Origin of the sequence: Aquimarina sp. AD10, assembly GCF_003443715.1 — a bacterium.
Taxonomy (GTDB): Bacteria; Bacteroidota; Bacteroidia; order Flavobacteriales; family Flavobacteriaceae; genus Aquimarina; species Aquimarina aggregata.
The window spans coordinates 5,476,726-5,500,446 of sequence record NZ_CP031965.1; the positions used below are offsets into that span (position 1 = coordinate 5,476,726).

The window sequence follows — 23,721 nt, forward strand, 5'->3', positions numbered from 1 at the left end:
AATCAAATAAGCCAGAACCAATTGATCTATCTGCCATTTTTATTTCTTTTAAACATATAAAAATTCAGTGCTATTATAAAAAAGAAATGACGTTTCGATTAAACACTAATCGAACTATTTACTATAGTGTTGTATGCTGTTTTATCTTGTCAAATAATTATAAATAAATACTGCATTTATAATAATTAGGATCCAGAATAAAATTCCATATAATCTAATTTTTCTAGCTTCTCGAGCCTTTTCGTCAAATCCATACTTTTCATAACGTTCAAATTCAGATTTTGAAAAATGATCATAATTTCTCCATTTTTGTGTTGGTATAAAAAAAGGTAAAAAGAAAAGAGGAATCCATTCACTAGGTGTTAATGGAGCAGTTTTACGATCATTTTGATTTTTTTTATACTTGAAATATTCAATTTCGACTTCTGATAGCTGTTTTTGAGTCAAATTCCGAGATTTTAATTCCAATTCAGCATTTTTAGTGTCGATTTTATTGTTCCCATTTTTTATAAGATCAAATAATTCAACATTCGTATATCTGTAAATCTTTTTATTGTTCATGAATATCCTACTCAATTGGTATATGAAGTTTAATACATGTGTTATAGTGATACAAAACGTTACTAAGCTTTTCGATATTATCGATGCATTGGTTGCTAAATTTTACTTTTTGCAAGCATTTCGTCTTACCAAAAATACAAGAACTAATCGATTACTGATTAGCAGCTATGATCACGTACTTGGTGTTAACGTTTGTTTATTATTTCAATTGATATACTTCCTAGAGATTTAAGACATGAAGTTATATTTCCAGATATTCTTTTTGGGCTGGCATCAAATATCTGAATTTCCCCTCCAATACCTAATTTCAGAATTTTTGAGTAAGTTTCATCAGTAATTTTATTTCCGTTGATTATCACGGTTGGTAAATCTCCAATTTTTATTTTATATTTTCTGATGGTGAAATACTTTTCCAAGTATCCTGAATTTGGAAAGTAAATTTCAATTTTTGCATCTTTCAAATCAGTTAAATACATTTTAAGGTGATGGCCTGAATTATCGTTAATTTTTAGTTTTGGTCTGGTTATGTCTTGTACGTCAAATTTGATACTTTTAGATTTAGTGTTCACTCCAGAGTTATACAATTTGACCTCGAGTATTTTTTTAGGGGCTTTTTCAGTGGTACAATTGATATAATAATATCCTTGTTTGTCTTTTTTTAATAAACCTCTGTGTGGGTCAAAAACTTGAATACTGTCAGTGTTTGGTACAGAAATTTTGATTTTATTTTGGATTCCTCTGTATACTATTTTTGGGTAATTGGCATTTTCTATAACGATATCAGAGTCATTATTTTGTCCAACAATAGTAATTGAAGAAAATAGTAGTAAAATGGTTATTAAAATGTATTTGCTCATCGATTTGTTTTAATAGACATTATGGTTAGTTTCTTTTTATTAGTTCGTCTATTTGCGGAATTAGAGGGCGGAAAAATGATTTCAATTGTTCAAAACTTTCATTATTATGAGCATAAGCTGAAATAATATCAATTGGTCTTTCACTTTCTTTATTTTTAAGTTTGAAGTTTGCTCCACTATCCAATAAAGTTTTTACTACATCCATAGCGTTTTTAGGAGGTTTAGTTAGACCATCTTGAATCATACTGTCTATGGCTATATCAATAGCTTCTCTTAACGGTTTTCCGTTGTCAATATTTAAATCTGCTCCATTTTCAATAACAAATTTCAGTATACTTGTGTTTCCCGAGTTTATCGCAGCAATAATCGGTCTGATTCCAATTCCGTACTCTTCATTGATATCCGCTCCATTCATTATCATTCTAGAAGCAATTTCCAGATTTGATTCGTCAATATGGGCATTTAATTCTTTCATTTATTTTACATCAACCACAACGTCTTTTGCATGTTGTGTTTGCCTGCCGAAGGCGACATTTGCAATATACAAATTGTTGTAGCGCGTTTTTTATTTCAATCGGTTAAACATTTTCTTTTCCTCTAACCCATAAATTATTTCTTCGCAGATTAAGTTTAGTTTCGCAATTGATAGATCGTTATTTGATTCGTAATTCAAGTTTTTATTATTCTTTTCAGTTTTTAAATTATATTTATTAAATTTCTTTTGAAATTTAGTCGAATCTTTAAAAAACCAAAAATGCCTTTGTGGTGAATGACTGCGAGTAGAAACGTATGAATATTTTTTCCCATTTACTATACTGTCTGCTTTTGTAGTGTAGATTTTAACTTCGTCTTTTTTTAGATTATCTATATTCTTTTCGTAAAACTCAAGAGATTTTGAATCAGTTAGTTTTATAGAATTGAATCCACCACAATTATCGTATTTTTTAATCCAAGTTTCATTTCCATTTTTCCAAAAACCATACATATTGAAGTTATATGCTTTAGGTTTGCAAACAGTCGTCTCTCCCTTTTTAAGGATTAGAAAACTAGAACTATAAGTTATATGCTTGACGATAAAAAAGTTTGAAATATTTTCCAATTTCATTTCCGACCTAAATTTAGTAATTAGTAATTCTGTTGGGTCATCTTTTTCTTGTCCGAAAGTCGGATTGAATATTATAAGTAAGATTATTAATGTGAATTTATGCATTTGCTAAATTTGCTACAACGTCTAATATGTGTGTCGTAATCGGGTAAAATGTTACCTAACTTTTCGACTTTTCTGCAAGCATTCAATTTAACCCGTTTTCTTTTTTGTATTCATAACTTTTACTTTTAAAGTATTTCAAAACTTTTAACGCATCTATAGTCTCCGGCAATTTAGAAAAATCAGGGTGATTTACGCAAAAATCAAGAAAATCGGCAATATTTGTTTGAGGGATTCCCAGTGATTCGGATAATACTTGCTTTGAAAACAAATTATCTATTTCATTTTCAATTTTAATATGCTTATCAAGTAAGACGCGATTTTTAAGCTTTTTTGTTCTACCTGAAATCTTATTAAGCAATTTAGTAACATTTACGGTTGCAGCAACTCCATAAAATTTAATTAACTTTCCGTCATCGGCTTCAAAAAGTAATCTCTCGTTTTTAGTTTTCACTTTTATATTTGCTTTAGGTAATCCCAAAGATGTGGAAGTAATAACAGGGTTAGTATCAAACTTTTTTATATCAAGAGCAACTGTACCTGTTAGATTATGTGGTAGAATTACAACTTCGTCTAAATTGACAATTTTTTCTTCTAAATCAACTTGAATTTTCTTTTGATTTAGAATTTCATCTGTTATAACGATTTCCTTCTTTCTATAACTAACAGCAGAGAATTGTAATGTATCTTGCAATTTAACTTCAATGCTGAAAAACCCTTTAATATCAGTAATCGTAGATTTTTTAGAATTTATATTAACAACTAAAATATCAGAGACAGTATAATTTGGACTTACAACTATGCCAGTCAATTCCACAATATTTTCTTGACTATATCCGATTATCGAAGTCAATAAAATATGTAGTAATATAAATAGGCGAAACGAGTCTTTATTATTCACATATTATGTATTGGGTTTTAATACAAAACCTTAAAATATTATGACTGTTGCAGATTTATACTAATAAGAGATAATGTTTTGTGTATGAGGAGTAGCGGATTAAATACAACTATTTTTCAAAAAGCAATATACTGAATAAATACAATAGCGGTTCGAGTTTGCACTTGAACCGTTATTGTTTTTATGCCTTCTTGTGTGTTCATCTATTTTCTTGAATGAAGACCAATTGTATTTCCTTCAGTATCTAGGAATATTGAGATAAATCCAAATTCTCCTATTGGTGTTTTTGATTTTAGAAGTTTTCCTCCTGCACTTTCAATTTTTATTTCTTCAGTAGTACAATCATTAGATGCGAAATAAACAACTGTATTGTTTTCATTAGCAACATAGTTTTCTTTTTCGACCAGAGCCCCTGTTGCATTTGCTCCATTATTTTCAAACGGAAATGTAGATTGTTGCCCCCATTCAATAGGTAAGTCAGTTAACTTTATTGCAAAAACAGTTTCATAAAATTTCTTAGCTCTTTCTAGGTTTGCTACATTAATATCAAACCAACAAACAGGATTTACAGTATTCATTTTTATCATTTTTAAGTTCTCTACAAAGTTGAGAATGGTTTGAGACTTAAAATTGTAAAAATGGGACAACACTATTTTTTTGAATCAAAAATCAATGACATTTTTAAATCCTCTCCGTAAAATTCTTTTGGTGTAATTCCTGTAAATTCTTTAAAATCTTTAATGAAATGTGACTGGTCAAAGTACTCATTTTCGTAGGTCAAATCGGTTAAGTTTGTCTTTTCGTTTTGTAAAAGCGATTTTAGTGTAGCCTGTAGTCGCACAATTTTTGAAAGTTGTTTTGGACTTAAGCCTACATTTGACGAAAATTTTCTAGCTAATATTCTCCGACTTAAACTGGCTTGGTTTGATAATTCATTAACTGAAAGTTGTCCTTTGTATTTCACAATTGTTTCTATTGTAGAGTTTACAATTCGGTCTTTTACCTCTTTGCTTTTTAATAACTCCAGCAGAAATTTTTCAGCTATGTTGATTCGCTGACTAGTGTTTTTAGCATCTAAAATTTCTTGCTCTAATTTTTTTCCTTTTTCACCAAACAACTCTTTTAAAGCAATAGGTTTGTTTTCCATTTCTTTTATGGGAATGTTGGTAAAAGGTGAAAATCCATTTGGATTAAATCGAATTACAAAAGTTCCTGTTTCTCCTACAGGTTCAACAATATAAGGTTTAGTAAGTTGACCTATTAAAAAACATCTTGGTTGCAGAAAACTTTTCCCAATTTTAGGATGATGCCAATACAAGTCGCCATAATGAAAAATTAATTTCACTGTTCCGTCTGGAACAATAGTGTTCCTAGTAGGGGTGTTTTCCAAAGAACTTTCCAATGTCCAATAACATTTTACAAAGTCTTCTAATTCACTATTGGGCTCAAATATTTTTGGGTTCACTCGGTTTCTTTTTTCAAGGTGACGCACAACATTCAGTGTATAAAACGTAGCGTGTAAAAAGATACTACATTTTCGAATTAGCACTGAGCCAATTTTTATATTTTGTTTTAATTTTCTGTTTTAAAGCCAAATTAAAAGATTTGGCAAACGTTATAGAAATACACTAAACTTTTGATTAAGAATCAAACCCCGTATTAATTATAGCCTTTGTTGACATGTCGTTATTCTTCGACCTCTAAATCTTCTCTTTTTATGACTTCACCTCCAATAATAATTTTTTCTATAGCATCATATGCTTCAATATCGATTAAAGGGTTTTTAGTCATCATAATTATATTAGCCTTTTTTCCGATAGCTAATGAACCAATAGAAGAATCTAAATGAAAAGCTTTGGCATTATTAATTGTAGCGGATGCAAGAATTTTATGTAAAGGAACACCTGCCTTTTTCATTAATTTAAGTTCCCAATACCCATTATGACCAGGTTGATTAGTATAAATTGGGCCTGATGGCGTATCTGTGCCAAATAGAATTAGACCATTATTATCAGAAAGGTATTTTAAAACTAGCATTGCATGAGACTGGACATTGCCATAGGTTTTATGCACCTCTTCTACATTAGATTCACTAAAAAGGTCTTTGGCGAACCATTGTGCTTCTTCCGTTTTATACCATTCAAGTAAATTTTTAGGAATCACTTTTTTTAAGGCGGGCTGATTAATAAATTTATTGTCAACTAAAGCTCCCTCTCCTTCAATGACTGTTAATGTGGGAGTGTAGCCTATTTGTTTTTGAATTTGTAAATCCAATGTTTCTTTTATTTCTAATGGAAGAGAGTCCGTTGGTACATCTTTATATTTTTCCCAGTTCCATAACCCGTGCGCTAAAATATCTACCCCTACGTCAGCCAAAAAAGAATGTCCTGTAAATGAATTTGCATGAACTGTTAGCACTAGTCCATTTGCATGTGACTCATTAAGTAATTCAGTCATAATGTTTTTAGTAGGTAAAGGTAAATTGGACATGCGTCCAAAGCCTGACTCATAGTAAGATTTTACCGCAATAGCCCCAGAATTTTTAATACGCTTAACCACCGCTTTGGGTGTATGGTCGGCTGGCTTATATTTATCTGGAATATGCTCCGCTTGACTTTCCATGTATATGAAATTTGGCTCAATTTCAAATCGAAACTCTTCAGGAGTATAAATCATTGGGTAACCATTTGCAACCGCAGCTCCAGAATATCCAATATGATATAAGTCGGGTTTTAATAGTTGCATGTTAAAAGAATTGATTCGTTCATCTGATATACCTCCAAGATTAATTATAGTGGTAAAACCATAGTATAAATAACTTCTAGGCATTTGGTTATTAAATTCTTTGACTAGTTCAGGGTATTTTTCTATATGGTGTTGAAGCATTCCCTGTACATCTGTCATATGAACATGATTATCAATTAACCCTGGAATTACAAATTTTCCAGTTCCATCAATCTGCTCAAATATTCCGCTTATGTTTGGCTCATTCTTATCTATGTAAATGATTTTATCTTTTTCGACCACTAAATGACCTATATATGGGTTATAATTTCCATCTTCTGTTGAGATAAGGGTAACGTTAGATATGTACAAACCTTGAGTAAGATTCAATTGCTCTTTTTTCTCTCGACAAGAGAATGCCTGTAATATAAATAGTAGTAATATTGTTTTCTTCATAATCATTCTTTTAATGCATGCCAACCTGTTAGTGTATGGTTAACTGAGTTGTATTTATCTGCTATATTTTATTGACAAAATAATAATAGAGAAAAGGATTAAATGCTCTAAAAGAAGATTTAGGACTCGAAATATTAAAAAAAATATCTTAAAAAGATTTAAAACTGAATGATTGTTAGAGTTTTCTATACTCGGTAGGAGATAATCCTGTAGCTCTTTTGAAAGCAAGATTAAAAGTTGATTTAGAATTAAAACCACACTCAAAGGCAATTGTTAGCATTTTCAATTGATTATATTCCCTGTCGTTTAACCTTTTCTTTACTTCTTCGATTCGCCAATCATTAATATAATTGTTAAAATTCTTATGAAGATGTTCATTGATTACAAAAGATAAGGCTTTTGGATTTACATCTAATGAACCAGCAATAGCAGTTAGAGAAATAGCACCATCTAAATAGGGTTTCTCCTCAGTCATAAAAAGAGTTAATTGATTCAATAAATTTTTACCATCTGTCTCTGTTAAAGTAAAAATTTTCCTTTTTGTGATTAAGTTAATGTCAAAGAGAAATCGATCGTTTGTAATAAATTGTAAACTCATATAATAAAGAATCACTGCTAATATTATCATAACTGGATAATAATATATGAGCTCCATAGTATAGTCAAAGTATAATAATTCTGCTAAAACGTAGATTAACCAAATGATAAAAAAAACAAAAAAATTGCGTATTAATTTATTTAAAAGCTTGTAAAGTTCTTTACGATATGAAGATTTATGTTGTCTAACAATTTTGTAAGTTAGATAAAGGTATATTGAAAAATAGATGATACTAAAACGATCGTTAACTTTTATGATGTTAGTTAGATACGTCATGTAATCGATTGGGTTTTTTAAAGAAAAATAATATAGTATAAATACTAAATTTATAATTAGAAATGGGAGGAAATGTAGGGAGTGAAAATTCAAAGGATTCTTAGTAGCTCTAGATGATTCTTTTGCATAAAGGTATAAGGCGGGAGAAATCAATAAAAAGAAGTTAAGATTATTAAAGAGCCATGGTTGTTTTTCATAGATACCTATTACTACAACTCGTCCTAATAAAGCTGCAAAACCGATTAATATTAGGGCTAAATAAAAAAAATCTTGTTTTAGTTTAAATCCTTTTATTAAAAGAAAAACGCCAATAATAAGACCTTGCATGGCACCAAATGAAATGACGAAATTTATAATAGTGTACAATTTTTTACTTCTTTAAGTTTTTTACTCTTTTTCAGTTCTAATGCATTCCAACGGTCTTGTGTATGAAATGTAGCGTGTAAAACAACGCTGGCTTTTCGGATTAACAAGGAGCAGAATTTTTATATTTTGTTTTTAATTTATCAATATTAAAAGCCAAATTTAAAAATTTGACGGTCTTCATAAATATAAACCTCTTGGTTTAGCATTTACTAGCTATGTTTTATACACGTTGTTTTAGCCAGTTTAATTCCACATTCCATTAGATTCAGTAAGAATAATTGGGTTTTTATCCGTAATTAATATTGTTTGCTCGTGTTGTGTTACATATCCACCTTTATTACCTACTAAAGTCCACCCATCATTTAATTCGACAGCAACAGTAGACTTTGTCGATATAAAAGTTTCTATTGCAACTGTAGTATTTTTTCTAAATCTTTCTCGATTTGTTCTAACTCTATAGTTTAAAATGTTTTCTGGTTCTTCGTGTAAACTTCTACCAACTCCGTGACCAGCTAAATTTTTAATTACTTTAAAACCTGATTTTTTAGCTTCTGTTTCTATTAAATATCCAATTTCTGAAATTTTTACTCCACCTTTAATATTGTTTATTGCTTTGCGTAAAATATTCTTGGAAGCATTTACAAGAGGTTGGTGATTATGGAGGTCTTTTCCAATAACAAAAGAACTTCCATTGTCAGACCAAAAGCCATCCAATTCAGCTGATACATCAATATTAATTAAGTCTCCTTCTTTTAATATTTTTTTCTCTGATGGTATTCCGTGAGCAGCTTCTTCATTTAAACTTATGCAAGTGAATCCTGGAAAATCATAAGTTTCATAAGGTGCTGATTTTGCTCTATAGCTTTTTAAAATTTCACCACCATATTCGTCTAATTCTTTCGTTGACATACCAACTTTAGCATATTCTTTCATCAATTTTAGTGTAGTTCCAACAACTTCACTAACTCTTTTCATTCCTATTAATTCAGATTCTTTTGTTATCGACATTTCGTTTTGTTTTAATTGGTTACAACGGTTTGTGTATGAATCGTTGTGGCGAAGCCACTATGATTTATACACCTTGTTGTGTTGTAGTTTTATTTTTAATTTCGAACCTATTTCAGGTTTTATTTTCTGTTTTTTCTTCTCAGTTTCAATCAAGTAGGAATATATTCCATTTTTTCTTTTGTTCAATTCTTTTTCAACTGCAATTTCTCGGTCTTTTAGATTTTTAAAAACGCTATCTACATGCATTGATTCCGTTTCACAGTCAAAGTATTTCTCGGACCTGTCCAATATTAATATTCCATGATGCACTCTTTTCTTAACTATCCAAGTTTCGTTTGTTATAGGATCAAATATTTGAGTGTTTGGTGGGATTCCATTTTCGGAATGTTGTAACTCTGTTAAAAGTCCAATTGCGGTGATATTAAAACACTCAATGATTTTTATGAAACCTTGTTCCATTGACTTACAAATAAATTTTCACTTCTAAATCCTGCTCTATCGACTCTTTGAAGAAAGATTTTAAATTATCTATATCATTATTTATGTCTTTCAAAGTATAATCATTGGTCGTCCAAAACTTTAAAATCTTTTCTGAGTCAACTTTTGGAGAAAACTCTTCTTTGTTCAGTATTCTGCGGACTTTTTCAATTTCGTTTTTCAGTACAGATATTTTATCTTGTTTATACGATTGTAATTCGTCTGTCCATTTGTCCGAATTAAGGTCTAAATTCAAGAGTATTGGGAACTCATCTCTTATGTTTTTAGGTAAATGCCTAGAACAATAAATTAGAAAATTAGGAGCCATCTCAGAAACAACTTCCTCTTTTTTATTTAAAGCTCTCATCCATCTTCCCATAATTTTGGTTTTAATGACACACAACAAAGGTGTATGTTAACGGTAAACATATTTCTCTTATAGAAGTAACTAAATTAGTAAATCTTTTACTTTTTTAATTTTTTTTGCCACATGAGTATAAATTTTAGTTGGTTTTGCTCTCGCATTATAAGAACCAAGATTAAAAAGGTGTCAAGAATATAGTAATGTATTAATCTTCTAATATTGCAGCCTTAATCCATGAGGACATAGATTTAAAAAAACTACTTTCTGTTTCCATTTTGTCAATTTCAGATTGATTAATCAGGCGTTTGAAATACTTTTTTTCAGAATGTCTAGCGTATAGTTCTCCTTCGAAACGATAAGCCTTTGAAAACATTTTTATTCCTGTGATAAATTCTTTGAGATTGGGAAAGTTAGTATTTATAAATGTCTCTATAGTTTCATTTTCTGATATAAAGAGCTCACCAGTACTACCGTTGATGATTTCGTAATTGCCATTCTTTCTTTTAGAAAGAAATAAGATTAACCGTTGTCCATTTTTTGGAAATTTAATGCGTCTATCACAGGTCCATTCTCTCCACATAGTAACAGTGATTTTTTGTGCAGATGTACCTTTAACAAATTCAGAAATTTGAAAATCGTATTCATATACAGAAAAAGATACCTCAGAAATAGCACCAACGACAATTAAATCAGCTTTTGAAATAATAACAGGGTATGATAACGTTCTTTTTTTAAAATTAGAGTTTGTTGTAAATCCTAAAATTAATAGTATAGAAATCAAAGTTTTCATAGCTAATGTTTATATTATTCTGTTAACCCCTCACTTTCAAGATATAAACTTTCCAATTGTTCTTTTATTTCATTTGATGGGTTTTTCCACATACCGCGTTGTATGGCTTCTAATAAACGCTCACTCATATCCTTTAATGCCCAGGGGTTATTTTTTTGTATAAATTCTTTGTTTTTTGGAGTTAATAAATAACTCTCAGTAATTCCTTCATACATAAAATCATCGATAAGATTTGTAGTGGCGTCATAAGCAAAAAGATAATCTAAAGTAGCAGCCATTTCAAAAGCACCTTTGTATCCATGTCGTTGCACACCGTTAATCCATTTTGGATTAATTACTCGGGATCGATACACTTTTAAAAGTTCTTCTTTTAATGTTTTTACTTTTGGTGTTTCTGGTATAGAGTTATCACCAAAATATATAGCTGCGTCTTCTCCTTTTACTGTTTTTACAGCATTTGCCAAGCCACCATGAAATTGATAATAATCATCACTATCTAGAATATCATGTTCACGATTATCCTGATTTTGCATGACAATCTGCATGGCTTGTAGTCGATATTGAAATGACTCATGTGCAGAGACTCCTTTTTTAGAGTTGCCATACGCATAACCGCTCCAGTTAATATATACTTTGGCAAGATCTTCTTGTGTTTGCCAGTTTTTTTCGTCTATTACAGCTTGCAATCCGGCACCATACGCTCCTGGTTTAGATCCAAAAACACGATACAACGCACGTTGTGTTGCTTCATCTTTTGGTAATCCTTGTTCTTGCCATTGTTGTTGTTCTGCTAAAAAACGCTTGCGTATAGGATTGTCTTCTACAGACTCATCCAGATGTGCTAAACGTGTAACAACGGCATTAAATAGATTTATAACATCAGGAAATGCATCTCTAAAAAAACCTGAAATCCTTAAGGTTACGTCTATTCTAGGCCTTTTTAATTTTAGTAATGGAATGATTTCAAAATCGGTGACTCTACGATTTACATTTTTCCAGATGGGTCGAACTCCCATAAGTGCGAATGCTTGTGCAATATCATCACCTCCTGTGCGCATCGTTGATGTTCCCCAAACTGAAACTCCAATAGTTTCGGGATAATCGCCATTTTCTTGTAAGTATCTATCAATAATGAGTTGTGCACTTTTTTCTCCAAGTCGATAGGCAGTTTCGGTAGGTATGGTTCGTACATCTACAGAATAGAAGTTTCTTCCTGTTGGTAGTAAATCTAACCGCCCACGAGTAGGGGCACCAGACGGTCCTGAAGGCACGTAATAACCATTTAATCCATTTAATAGAAAATCCAACTCATCGGTTGTTTTTTGCACTTTTACTAATGTGCTGGTTTTTATATGTTGGATTATTTGGAACGTTAAAGGATACAATGTAGTTTCTTCTCCCTTTTCTAAATAAGAGATTAACAATCGCTTTACAATGTGTTCTAATTGCGCAACTACTTGCCCAGCAGTTTTACAAAATACACCTTCAATAGTAAGCTCCATTACTGCTGTATACGGAATCTCTAATATGTTCTCTTCAATACCAAGATCTTTGGCTAATACTTGAGTAATCCCTTGTTGTTTATATCCGGGAACTCTATGCAATGCAATTAATAAATCTATTAGCTGTTCATTAACTGGTGCTTTACCAAAAATGTGTAATCCATCTCTAATTTGTGCTTCTTTTAATTCACATAAATACCCATCTAGCTTAATTAGTAGTTCGTCTACATCATCTGATGCAATACCTAGATCTACATTTAACTTGGTTTCTTTAACCAGTCCAGATATCTCTTTTTCTAATGCTCGAGATCGTTTTGGGTCTAAGGAAGCAGCCTCATAGTATTCGTCTACTAGATGTTCCAGCTTCATTAAATTTCCATAGCTCTCTGCTCTGGTCATAGGTGGAATCAGGTGATCGATAATCACTGCTTGATTTCTCCTTTTAGCTTGTGTTCCTTCCCCGGGGTCATTAATAATAAAAGGATAAAAGTGGGGTAGTGCACCAAATACAGCTGCCGGGAAACAGGTTTCAGCATTTAAGGATACACTTTTTCCCGGTAACCATTCTAGATTACCGTGTTTTCCTAGATGAATAACAGCATCTGCTTGATAATTTTCTTGTAACCAGAAATAATAGGCTAAATATTGATAAGTAGGAGGTAAATCAGGTGAATGATAAATTGCCTGTGGGTCTTGGTTATATCCTCGAGAGGGTTGAATACTTACAAAGGTATTACCTAATAAAAATCCCGAAATAATAAAACCATTTTCAGTACAATAGGGATCATTATCTGGAGTACCCCATTGCTCGGTAACCTTATTTTGTAGTTCTTGGGATAATAACGAAAAGCATTGTTTAAATTCGTTATGACTAAACACTAGAGCATGTGGTCTTGTAGTTGTTGTAGTGATATCGTTGGTAGTGACCTGGGTAATCCAATGCATGATTTCGGTACCACTTTTTGGTAATTGCGTCCCTAGATCATAACCTTCTGTTTGTAACGCTTGCAGTAATACCACACAACTCTCAGGAGTATCCAAACCTACACCATTAGCTAAACGACTATCTTTATTTGGATAATTAGGTAAAATAATAGCCACTTTTTTTTCACTATTCTTTTTAACCTGAAGTGAAGTCCATCGCTTAGCTAGCTCTGCTGTAAATTCACATGCAGGAATATAAGCTTCATATTTTAGAATAGAACTATCTGTAAGACTATCTTTTTCTATTTCCTTTTTAAAAGAAACCGCACGTCCTATTATACGCCCATCTATTTCGGGCAAGGCAATATTCATTGCTATATCTGTAGGAGGAAGACCAAAAAGTCCTTCTTCCCAGACTTTTTTATTTGCTGTAGAAAATATTGCTTGTAATACAGGAATTTTTAAGTTTTCAAAAATAAATTCAGAGCCGTCCATAGGTTTTATAGTAAACCCTGTAGTGTTTATGATAGTATGAATATCGCGTTTCCCTGAATGCGTCATTAACGATTGTACTTGTTCTACTAATTTTGAATCCCTAAGGTTACTAGTAAAAACCACAAAAGTATTCATCCCTTTAGCATGTAATGCCTTACTTATTGCCTGTATTGGAGATAGGTTATCTGAAAGATAATGTGTGCGATATGCTAATATAACTACATTGGGTCTTGAAGAGTTAAGTGAAAGTTCAAGTGTTTCCTGTTCTAATAATCCAGTTTCACAAGTAAATAAAAATACATCAGCTATTGATTTAACTGGAGTAATGTTTATCTGATCATTAAAAAACGTATATCGCAGATAATTCAAAAAAGCTACTGAATTTTCTTTTCCTCCTTCTTGTAAATACTGTCGCGATTGGTGTGCGATCTGAATATCAACAGAAGATAGTTTCATTAGCTCAAAATCGGGTTCATGAGCAGGTAAGAACAAAATAGTATTACCAATTCGTTCCTGTAGTTCGACTAGGGATTCTATTAAGTATTTGTAGTAACTAATACCTCCCAACATGCTACAAATGATAACTTTGGCTTTTTCAAGGACTTCCTCAAGATAGGTGTCAATTGTTAATTCTTGTTTAAGATATACTAGATTGGTCATACGTAAACTTGGTAAAGTATCTCCTTCGGTTTCATACAATTGTTTGTATGCTTCATTCATGGTATGAATCTCGGTATCGCCAGCACTTAGAAATACAATATCCCCGGGTTGTTGTTCGATATAAAAAATTTCATCATCATTTGGATTCCATCCACCAGGTATTGTTGCTACTAAATGCATATATCTTTTGGTTTTAACGCTGCCCAATACAAGTGAATATAGCTAGCGTATACATTTTTATAAGTATATATTTTTGTTGAAATTTCTTTATCTCTTGCGGTGAAAACTTTTCCGATACTAGAGTTGGTTTGATCATTAAGTATTTTAGAATAATGAAATTCATGTCCCCAGATTTCTAAACCCTCAAAAAGTACTTTACGATAGCCTAAGGATAATTTTTTATTTTCCATAGAGGTACTATAGTCAAATATATTGACCATAGAATGTGCCAATCCCTTTTCATCTATAATCGTTTTTCCTAGATACATCATTCCTCCGCATTCTGCATAGATAGTTACACCTAGGTTAGCGGCATTTCTGATTTGGTTACACATGCTTACATTTTGAGATAATTTTTCTAAATATAATTCTGGGTAGCCACCTGCTAAATAAATGTAATCTGCATCCGGAAGCTGTGAGTCGTGAATTGGGCTAAAATATACAATACGTCCGATAGATTCTAACCACTTTAAATTTTCTATATAGGTAAAGCTAAACGCCTCATCTTTTGCGATAGCAATTGTTTTTGTTTTAGAGGGAGTTTTGACTGGTATTTTTTCTCTTGCTATCTTATTAATTTCTTTGGCAGATTCTAATAGCTTTGAGACCGAGATGTTTGAGGTTATATGAGAAGCAGCTTTTTCTATTATCGTTTCAAAAGTCTTATCAATATGTAGACCCAAATGTCGAGATGGTATAGCAATTTCTTCATTAGGAGGGATATATCCCAATGATGGAATACCAACCGTATCACAAGCTTCTTTCAAGAAAGCATAATGAGATTCTGTTTTAACAAAATTAAATAGTACTCCAGCTATTTGAACCTCAGGATCAAATGTTTTTAATCCATGCAAAATAGGAGCAATTGTATATGCCATACTACTGGCATTGACAACTAAAATAACAGGAATATCTAATAACTTGGCAATTGCAGCAGAACTTCCTTGATCTTTTACAGCACCATCAAATAACCCCATAACACCTTCGATAATACTGATGTCGGTACCTTGTTGATAGTTATTAAATGTGCGTATCACATGTTCTTCTGGCATCATTACTACGTCTAAATTCACAGCAGGTTTTCTGGCTGCAGTACTATGATGGATAGTATCAATATAGTCCGGACCACACTTAAAAGGTTGTACATTTAAACCTTGATTTGAAAACCAACGACATAAACTTAACGTTACCGTTGTTTTCCCAGAATTACTCCATGGAGCTGCTATTAAAAATGCTTTAGACATATGAATTAAAAATCAGAAATCGCAGTATAATTTAATTGTAAGATTTTAGCCATTTCTTTTGCTTTACCTAATTTTACAAAACCTAATTCTGTATCTATAATAGTCGTTTTAGATATTTTACTAAGATATTTTTTATAGGTGGTTATAGCATATTGAAAAGAATCTTTGGCCCCTGTGTTAGCTTTGCCATCTGTAAAAACAAATAGCTGCACCGTTTGAAGGTTTAAGGATTTTAATACTTCATAAACTTTAAAAAATGCAGCTCCTAAATTGGTTTTCCCTTGAGTTCTTAATTGCTGATTTATAGAGGTGATTTCTTTTGTGTTTGTAGTGAACTCTTGTAGAATTTTAGCAGACGACCCCTGCAAACCAACTATAGCATACTGTATTTTATGTAAAGGGTGTGATAGTACGGTTTTTTCGATAACCCCTTTTAAATAGGCCATTTGTTGATCTATTGCCATAGAAGCACTGGTATCTACTAAAAATACAATACGCGCTATTGCTTTTTGTACTAGTTGTTTATGAATACGATTAAAAACTCCTGATTTTAAATAGGCTTTTACAGATTTTGCTATTGCGATCTCAGTGTGAGGATTTAAAGGATAGGGTGCTGATGAAATATTAGAAAGAGGATTTAGTTTAATGTTTTGTTTGTTGTTTTTCTTTGGAGCAGAAAACTGTAGTCCTTGTTGTACCGATTTAGGTAATTGAAATTCTGCCTTAGTAGAGGCTTGAGCTATTGATTCTTCTTGTGAATCTTTATTTTTTTGATTGGTATCATCATTTTCGTTTGTAGTATTAGGTGGAGTATATTCTTTTGCTCGATGTTGTAGTACAAATGGTGCAATACTATTTACAATTTCAAGAGTTACTTCTGGATAATTATAATAGGCTGCATATGCTCTGGCAGTCTTTAATAATAAAATATCCGCACGCATTCCTTCTACTTTATTAGTGATCGTTAACTCTGCACAAAATTCTTGAACGTCTTCTGGAATGATAACATTTTGTAATCGCTGTTTTCCAAAAAGAACCTGTTCTTTTATTTTCTGTTCTTCAGACTCAAATTTTATAAAGAATGTTTCTGGGTCGTTATCAAATGAGAGACGTTGCATAGCGATCTGAGAACGTATTTTTTTATCTGTAGGAGTATCAATATTTACACTAAGACCAAAACGATCTAATAGTTGTGGTCGTAACACTCCTTCTTCTGGATTCATCGTTCCTACCATACAAAAACGGCTATCTACCCATTGAGATATGCCTTCGCGTTCTAGATGATATCCTCCCGTTGCAGAAGCATCCAACAATATATCCATTAGATAATCATTAAGAAGATTAATTTCATCAATGTATAAAAACCCTTGATGCGCCTGAGCTAATAACCCTTTGTCTACAATAGATACTTTTTTATTAATTAATGTTTCTAAATCGACGCTACCCAATACTCTGTCTTCTGTGGCACCAATTGGTAGGTTTACAAATGGAAAATTTTCCCCCATCAACTGACTTAATCCTCTTACCATCGTAGTTTTGGCAGTGCCTTTATCACCTGTTGCTAATACTCCGCCAATGGTTGGATCGACTAAATTAAGTAACAAGCATAATTTTAAATCTTCTTGTGCTAGTATAGCAGTAAAAGGGTAATTATATTTTGATTGCATCTATTTCTATATAAGAGTTGTAAAAATAAGGATTTATGCAGGTAGAATGGTCATCCTTCTTTGTTTAAATATCACTTTTATGAGGATATAAAAGAAGATGATGTGCGTGGTACTTAAAAGTATTTATTTCTGAATCATTTGAATATAACAAACAATACTTTTTATCAGAATATTCTGTGTGTTTAAGGATACCCTATAAAATAATAAAAACTTTACAAACCTAATTTCCTAATATTTTCCTATTTTTAGATTAGCTATTGATTTTTTCTGTTTCTAGAGAATTATTCAATTTCTAGTCAAAATGCTAAGGAATACTAAGCTTATTCGAGCCAGAGTATTCGTTAGAAGTCAGTCTTTCTAATTACCCCTACTTTTTTGAATATCGATATGGCTTTCTATGTAGTAAATAGTCATATTGAAAAACCTACTTTACATGAAAAAAATTTTAGCAATAGATGATCAGCAACTTGTTTTATTATCCTTAGAAAAACACCTGTCGGATCAAGGATACATTATCGAATGTGCAAGTGATGGACAATCAGGACTAGAACTGTTTGATAGTTTTAAGCCTGATATTGTGATTGTGGATATTAACATGGATGGAATGTCTGGTCTTGAGGTTATTGAAAATATTCGTCAAGAAAAAAAATCAGACGTTAAGATTTTGGTGATGTCTGGTAATACTAATGAAGATACCATTCTAGACGGTTTTGATTTAGGTATAGATGACTATATGAAAAAACCACTATCACTTAATGAAATTTCGGCAAGAATAGCAAGAATATTTGGAATAAGATCAAGAAAGAAAACAGAAAACAACACTAAAGGTCAAATGTTACAAAGACATTGCGTAGGAGTTGTTATCCCATGTTATAATGAAGAAACAAGAATCTTGAGTAAAGAATTTACCGATTTTACTCATAGTAACTTAGGATATCATTTATGTTTTGTGAATGATGGAAGTACAGATAATACATTAGAAGTTTTAAAAAAATTATCTGAAGGTAGAGAAGATAATATAAGTGTTTATAATTGCGAAAAAAATGGAGGAAAAGGAGAAGCAGTGCGACAAGGGGTTTTGCATTTGGCAAAAGATCCGCAATTAGATTATATAGGATATTTAGATGCTGACTTGTCCACAGATTTTAAGGATTTTGATGATTTGGTTAAAACGATAGAGTCCTCAAAATTTAAAATAGTAAGTGGCTCGAGAATGAGTAGGATGGGAGCAAATATTACAAAAGAATCTGCGCGTAAAATAATAAGTAAAACGATCAATCTGATTATTCGAAATATCTTGAGTATGTCATTTAATGATACGCAATGTGGTGCTAAAATTATGGATAGAGAAATAGTCAATGAAATGTTCCGAGAGAAGTTTATTACAAAATGGTTGTTTGATGTTGAAATCTTTATGAAGATGCGCAAATTTTACGGAAAAGAAAAAGCAATTTCTTATATATGCGAGCAACCTCTTAAACGTTGGATACATGCAGACGGTTCTAAGTTATCTATGAAAGATTCTGTGAAAATTGTTGGGCAACTTGCTCAAATTGCTTATCACTATAACTTTAAAGTCAAATCAAAAGTCAGTTGAAATTAGATGTATAAAAGAAAACAGTTCTGCAAAAGGTTACAGAGTATCTATGTATTCTGTGATCATTTGTAGAACTTTTTCGAAATCTTCTTTAAGTTCGTAATTCCCATCCTTTAGATTGTTTTCATAATCTGTTGCGATTTCATAACTTTTTTCAAGTCCAAAAATACTTACCTTGTGCTTCAGTTTATGTACGTCTTCTGCAGCTTTTATTAGATTTTTATTTTCTAAATTACTGAAATATTGAGCTTTTTCTAGAGGGAATTCTTTTTTGATAACATTAAAGATTCTTTCTTCAAAAGTTTTATCTCCATTAGATAACTTATTGATTTCTGATAAGTTTGGTTGTTCCATTGTAGTTGGTTTTTAATTAGAACATGATCGTCTGATAATTTGGAATATTAAAACCATTCTAGGAGTGCTCTTTGTAACATAATTAATCCGACCACAATAGAAATGATTCCAATAATACCGTTCATCCATTTAAAGATAGAAATATTTCGCTCTATAAAACGACTCATTGTAAAAATTAAGACATAGCTATATATTGCCATAGAGAGAATAACACCAATTGATTCTATAATCAATATCCAGATAGCATCAGAAACCGTATCAGCACTTATAATTAATGCAGATGTAAGCGCACCTCCGGTTCCAGCCAACCCATGTAACATCCCAATCCAAAAAGAACGATTAATCGGGTTCATAGCTATTTCTTCACCAGTTTTACCATGTAAATGAATGGGATTATTAGCCATATGTTCATGAGCTTCTATTTTTTTATGATCCGCCATCATCTCGTTGACCTTATGGTTTCTACGAATAGCCATAATACCTAACCAAATCATAATAGGGCCCACTGAAAACTCAGCCCAGAAAGATAAGCCTTCAATAAAAGTTAACAGCGCAGTTCTAAAAATCAACGCTATTCCTCCAAATAGTAATAAAGTAACAGAATGTCCTAATGCCCACTGAGAAGCAGTAAAAACCGTTTTTAAATTGACTTTTTTCTTTTGAATAGCATTTTCTGCTGCTAAAACAGAAACAGCCGACATATGATCAGGTTCAAAAGAATGTAATACTCCTGCAATAAGAGGTCTGGCAAGATTCATTATGTTCATAAAGGATACGCTATATGGATTCCATCATTATTGATCAAATACATCTGAAGATGCACATTTGGGGCTATTTTCTGACAATGATAATGACATCTTTTTATTAGTTCTTGATAAAATTTTTCTTGGCTGGCAAAAGTAAAAATTTCTCTAAGACGTCCGGCCATATTTAATGCTAAAACTTTGTTAGCAATCTCTTCTGGGTAGCCACATGCTATTGCTAATTCATAAATAAAATTTTTGTCCCAGGTTGTTTTACCGCTATGTGTATTGGTATTGCCTTGTGCTAGTTTTGCAGCTTTACCAAGCATAATACCCATAGATACTTTTGTGATTTGTTGAGATTGATGAATTTTTTCAAAAGTTTCCTGAATCCAGTTTCCGTAATGAATACAAGAAATATCATCTATTTCAGGAAACAAGCCTTTCAACATTTTTTCGCTACGTGCACCAGAATTAATTAATAATTCGGTTTTTTTATTGGCAATAGCAACATCTATTCCTTGTTGGATGCTTGCAATATATGAGGCTGCAGAAAAAGGAGTTACTACTCCCGAGGTGCCTAAAATTGAAATGCCATATAGAATTCCTAATCGACTATTAAGGGTTCTTTTAGCTAATTGTTCGCCATCTTTAACGGATACTTTAATATGTACTCCTTTGGTTTCTATTTGATGATCTGATAATATTTTTTTGCAAACAGTACTCATCATTTTTCTAGGTACAGGATTAATTGCTGGTTCACCTACAGGAATTTCTAATCCAGGAAGTGTTACTAGTCCAACTCCTTTGCCTCTTACAAAAACAATTTCTTTAAGTGTATTAAAAGAAACTGTTACCGAGATGTGTGCTTTATGTGTTACATCAGGGTCGTCACCGGCATCTTTTATGGTAGCGTATTTGGCTTCGTTTGTAGTAAGAGAGATTAAGTTTACTTTGAATGTAACTGTTTCTCCAATGGGTAATATAACCGATACTTCTTCTAGTTTGTTTTGTGTGACTAGACTTAATAAAGCAGCCTTGGTGCATGCTGTAGCGCAAGCTCCGGTTGTGTAACCTCTGCGTAATGGTTTGTTAGGTATGTCTTGTAGTTCGCTCAAAAATTAAGTTACCAGTTTTGTCAATTCGTCTGTAGTATCTATACAAAGATACCGATTCGAAATTTCTGGTTTTTTTAGAATTACTATAGGTGTTTTTAAATGAAGAGCCGCTTGTATTTTTTCTTCTAGTTTACCATTATTGCCACTTTCTTTAGTTAAAATAACATCTGGAGCTATCTTCTCGAACAATTTTATTTCTTCTTTTTTAGATTGTGGGTATCCAAAAAGTAAATGTGTTTTAGGGAAATTAACTTCTAAGGCAATAGCACGAGAAGAATCTCTGTCTAAAATACGAAACCAAGTGGGATGTGTTTTCCAATATGATTTAAGTTTTATGATGGTTTGCACACCAGATAAAGCAAGCAATGATTGGTAATTATTCGTGTGAAAAAGGTTTATGGCTTCTTCAAAACTATCAATATGTGACACAAGTCGATGTGAAACTCGTGTTGAGAATTTTCTTTGATAACGAATTAAAGGAATTGGTAAAGAAAGCTTAGCAATAGTTTGGTGTAATTGTATAGCAAAGGGGTGCGAAGCATTAATAATGATGGTAATGTTATTCGTAAGACAGAAAGATTCTAGTAGGGTTGAGGTCATCTCACCAAATATGGGAGTACCTTGCCCTGTATAATCTACTTGAGTTTTGGTAGAATAATAATATGAAAGATCCAGTTTATCAAGTATTTTAGCTACTTGTTTACCTTCTGTAGTACCACCAAAAACCAGTATCATGAATTCTCAGCTATTTTTTCTTTTTTTCTAAAAATATGATGCCATTTATCATCATATAACCATGATCGGTTCTTTCTTGCTCCAATGGCTTCACCTACTACAATCATAACTGTTCTACTAAGTTTATTAGTTTTAATAATTTGTGTCAATTCAGAAAGAGTACCGATCCAAACTTTTTCATCTGGCCAACTTACACGATAAAGTATGGCTAAGGGAGTATCTTCAGGATAGTATTCTAAGAGTTGTTTTTGTATTTTCTTGGCAATACCAACACTTAAGAAAATACACATTGTAGCTCTTAGCTTAGCCATATCAGCTATTTTCTCATGTTCAGGCATCGGTGTGTTTCCTTCTCCTCTTGTAAGAATTATAGTTTGTGCAACTTCCGGAATTGTAAATTCTGATTTTAGGTACGCTGCAGCTGCTTGAAAAGAAGAAATTCCAGGAACGATATAATACTCATATCCTTTTTCATCAAAAATAGTCATCTGTTCTTGTATAGCACCATAAATGGATGGGTCGCCAGAATGTAATCGTACAATAGATTTTCCTTGGGTATAATACCTGTCTATGATTGCTATTTGTTCTTCTAGGGTCATAGAAGCCGAGTTTCTAACTAGGGCTCCTTCTTTTGCCATATGCGTTAATGCTTCAGGAACTAAACTACCAGCATATAGGATACAATCTGCATTTTCTAGAATGTATTGACCCTTTAGGGTTAACAGTTCGGGGTCTCCTGATCCGGCACCTATAATTGCAATACTTGCTTTTCGTTCGTAAACGCCTACTAGACTAAAAGCATACGTAAACTTTTTACCTGATTGGGTGAGTACTTTGGTTTTCTCAACAAGCCATTTGGATTGCCCTGCAATTAGTGCTGCGGCTGCTTCGGATACTCCATAAACTCCCACTTTTTTCTTAACCACTTCAGAAGGGTTAGCAACGTCGATAGTATTTAGTTCATCTCCTGTATAAGTAATAAAAGGAATTTCATTTTGTGAAGCGAAATCAAGATAAGCTTGTTCTTTGTTTTTGATTGAGGCAGATCCAATAGCATAAATGCTTTCTTTTGCAATCCCTTTTTGATATAAAGCAGACTCCATATCTTCAATTAATAATGAAGGTTCAATATCTTTCGCACAACCGCTACCTATTGCGATACAGGGAGCATAGTAGGTAATTATCGGGGTTTTACAATCTATAACTTCATATCCTATATAAATTATTAATTCATAGGTATCTAGGCTACAATCTTCAAGATTGTAATATATATCGACAAAATCGGGACAGCTTTTTTCTAAATATGATGTGCCTTTATCTTTTATTTTTAAGATGAGTGCTGTGGATTTTCTATTTACAAATAAAGAGATGATTTCGTTGGTACCAGTATTGCTTTTTGCTTTCCAACCATATGTTTCTGCAAGTGTATCTAATGACCACAATTCTTGCAGATCACTCGAGGTAGAAAGTACCGCCTGTGCATCTAATATTCTGCCTACTTGTTTTGTGAGTATATTTGCTTTTCCAACATGTCCGCTAAGAACAGATTGCACAAATTTACTTTGATCGTCCACGTTTATTATTGCAGGATCTGATGTTTTATCTTTGATATGTGGAGCAATACTACGAACACATATGCCTAATGCACCTACAAAAACCCAAGCATCGTAGCTATTAAAAGAAGCACTCATTAATTGACTGGCAGTATCAATTTGGTGAATGTCTTTGTTAGCTGTTACCTTTCTTGTGGTGTACACTTTAGAACGGTAGAATTCTTTTTGCAGTGTTTTGGCTATTTGTAGTCCTTGATCTGTAAAGCAGAGTATGGCGATTTTTAGAGTATGTTCTGACATAAATATTTAGAAGGGAATTATAAAA

At 32.2% G+C, this 23,721-nt stretch carries 22 protein-coding genes; 1 reads left to right on the forward strand and 21 read right to left on the reverse strand.

The window, feature by feature from the left end; genetic code table 11:
- Positions 1 to 141 precede the first annotated feature (141 nt).
- The 16 genes from D1816_RS22770 to D1816_RS22845 form a co-directional block, all read right to left on the reverse strand.
- Complete coding sequence (locus tag D1816_RS22770; RefSeq protein ID WP_118505839.1) at positions 142 to 561, reverse strand: hypothetical protein; 420 nt, start codon at positions 559 to 561, stop codon at positions 142 to 144.
- A gap of 185 nt (positions 562 to 746) precedes the next feature.
- Positions 747 to 1,418, reverse strand: coding sequence for a GldM family protein (locus tag D1816_RS22775; RefSeq protein WP_066314275.1), 672 nt, complete (start codon positions 1,416 to 1,418; stop codon positions 747 to 749).
- A 25-nt stretch (positions 1,419 to 1,443) separates the two neighbouring features.
- Positions 1,444 to 1,893 (reverse strand): ankyrin repeat domain-containing protein, encoded by a 450-nt coding sequence (locus D1816_RS22780; RefSeq protein ID WP_118505840.1) that lies wholly within the window; start codon positions 1,891 to 1,893, stop codon positions 1,444 to 1,446.
- 90 nt (positions 1,894 to 1,983) lie between these two features.
- Entirely contained in the window at positions 1,984 to 2,628 is a 645-nt protein-coding gene (locus tag D1816_RS22785; protein WP_118505841.1) for a hypothetical protein, read from the reverse strand.
- Positions 2,629 to 2,710: 82 nt separating this feature from the next.
- Positions 2,711 to 3,526 (reverse strand): carboxypeptidase-like regulatory domain-containing protein, encoded by an 816-nt coding sequence (locus D1816_RS22790; protein ID WP_118505842.1) that lies wholly within the window; start codon positions 3,524 to 3,526, stop codon positions 2,711 to 2,713.
- Between the two features lie 203 nt (positions 3,527 to 3,729).
- Positions 3,730 to 4,104: a VOC family protein gene (locus D1816_RS22795; RefSeq protein ID WP_118505843.1), complete on the reverse strand. Its 375-nt coding sequence runs from the start codon at positions 4,102 to 4,104 to the stop codon at positions 3,730 to 3,732.
- Between the two features lie 71 nt (positions 4,105 to 4,175).
- A complete protein-coding gene (locus D1816_RS22800) occupies positions 4,176 to 4,991 on the reverse strand; it encodes a helix-turn-helix transcriptional regulator (protein ID WP_118505844.1) in 816 nt (271 codons plus the stop codon).
- A gap of 221 nt (positions 4,992 to 5,212) precedes the next feature.
- Complete coding sequence (locus D1816_RS22805) at positions 5,213 to 6,706, reverse strand: amidohydrolase family protein (protein WP_158597760.1); 1,494 nt, start codon at positions 6,704 to 6,706, stop codon at positions 5,213 to 5,215.
- A 175-nt stretch (positions 6,707 to 6,881) separates the two neighbouring features.
- Positions 6,882 to 7,181: an AraC family transcriptional regulator gene (locus D1816_RS25910; RefSeq protein ID WP_162900349.1), complete on the reverse strand. Its 300-nt coding sequence runs from the start codon at positions 7,179 to 7,181 to the stop codon at positions 6,882 to 6,884.
- A gap of 1,008 nt (positions 7,182 to 8,189) precedes the next feature.
- A complete protein-coding gene (map, locus tag D1816_RS22815; RefSeq protein ID WP_118505847.1) occupies positions 8,190 to 8,954 on the reverse strand; it encodes a type I methionyl aminopeptidase in 765 nt (254 codons plus the stop codon).
- A gap of 57 nt (positions 8,955 to 9,011) precedes the next feature.
- Positions 9,012 to 9,413, reverse strand: coding sequence for a hypothetical protein (locus D1816_RS22820; protein WP_118505848.1), 402 nt, complete (start codon positions 9,411 to 9,413; stop codon positions 9,012 to 9,014).
- A gap of 4 nt (positions 9,414 to 9,417) precedes the next feature.
- On the reverse strand, positions 9,418 to 9,810 hold the full coding sequence (locus D1816_RS22825; RefSeq protein WP_118505849.1) for a hypothetical protein: 393 nt from the start codon (positions 9,808 to 9,810) through the stop codon (positions 9,418 to 9,420).
- Positions 9,811 to 10,000: 190 nt separating this feature from the next.
- The gene (locus tag D1816_RS22830) at positions 10,001 to 10,585 is read right to left on the reverse strand and encodes a hypothetical protein (protein WP_118505850.1); all 585 of its coding nucleotides are present in this window, start codon (positions 10,583 to 10,585) and stop codon (positions 10,001 to 10,003) included.
- A 14-nt stretch (positions 10,586 to 10,599) separates the two neighbouring features.
- A complete protein-coding gene (gene cobN / locus D1816_RS22835) occupies positions 10,600 to 14,346 on the reverse strand; it encodes a cobaltochelatase subunit CobN (protein ID WP_118505851.1) in 3,747 nt (1,248 codons plus the stop codon).
- Positions 14,337 to 15,629 (reverse strand): cobyrinate a,c-diamide synthase, encoded by a 1,293-nt coding sequence (locus tag D1816_RS22840; RefSeq protein WP_118505852.1) that lies wholly within the window; start codon positions 15,627 to 15,629, stop codon positions 14,337 to 14,339. Before D1816_RS22840 ends, cobN begins: the two co-directional genes overlap by 10 nt.
- Positions 15,630 to 15,634: 5 nt before the next feature.
- Entirely contained in the window at positions 15,635 to 17,296 is a 1,662-nt protein-coding gene (locus D1816_RS22845) for a VWA domain-containing protein (protein WP_118505853.1), read from the reverse strand.
- 433 nt (positions 17,297 to 17,729) lie between these two features.
- On the opposite strand from D1816_RS22845, the gene D1816_RS22850 reads away from it, so the two are divergent.
- Entirely contained in the window at positions 17,730 to 18,893 is a 1,164-nt protein-coding gene (locus D1816_RS22850) for a response regulator (RefSeq protein ID WP_066314253.1), read from the forward strand.
- Positions 18,894 to 18,929: 36 nt separating this feature from the next.
- Here D1816_RS22850 and D1816_RS22855 read toward each other — a convergent pair whose 3' ends face one another.
- From D1816_RS22855 to cobM, 5 genes are read right to left on the reverse strand one after another with little or no spacing between them, the layout of a single operon-like run.
- Positions 18,930 to 19,247: a histidine kinase gene (locus tag D1816_RS22855; protein ID WP_066314251.1), complete on the reverse strand. Its 318-nt coding sequence runs from the start codon at positions 19,245 to 19,247 to the stop codon at positions 18,930 to 18,932.
- Positions 19,248 to 19,294: 47 nt separating this feature from the next.
- Complete coding sequence (locus tag D1816_RS22860; RefSeq protein ID WP_066314248.1) at positions 19,295 to 20,014, reverse strand: cytochrome c biogenesis protein CcdA; 720 nt, start codon at positions 20,012 to 20,014, stop codon at positions 19,295 to 19,297.
- Complete coding sequence (locus D1816_RS22865; RefSeq protein ID WP_118505854.1) at positions 20,011 to 21,108, reverse strand: cobalt-precorrin-5B (C(1))-methyltransferase; 1,098 nt, start codon at positions 21,106 to 21,108, stop codon at positions 20,011 to 20,013. The genes D1816_RS22860 and D1816_RS22865 overlap by 4 nt, the downstream gene beginning before the upstream one ends.
- A 3-nt stretch (positions 21,109 to 21,111) precedes the next feature.
- A complete protein-coding gene (locus D1816_RS22870; protein ID WP_118505855.1) occupies positions 21,112 to 21,843 on the reverse strand; it encodes a precorrin-6A/cobalt-precorrin-6A reductase in 732 nt (243 codons plus the stop codon).
- The gene (gene cobM, locus D1816_RS22875) at positions 21,840 to 23,696 is read right to left on the reverse strand and encodes a precorrin-4 C(11)-methyltransferase (protein WP_118505856.1); all 1,857 of its coding nucleotides are present in this window, start codon (positions 23,694 to 23,696) and stop codon (positions 21,840 to 21,842) included. Before cobM ends, D1816_RS22870 begins: the two co-directional genes overlap by 4 nt.
- Positions 23,697 to 23,721: the final 25 nt, after the last annotated feature.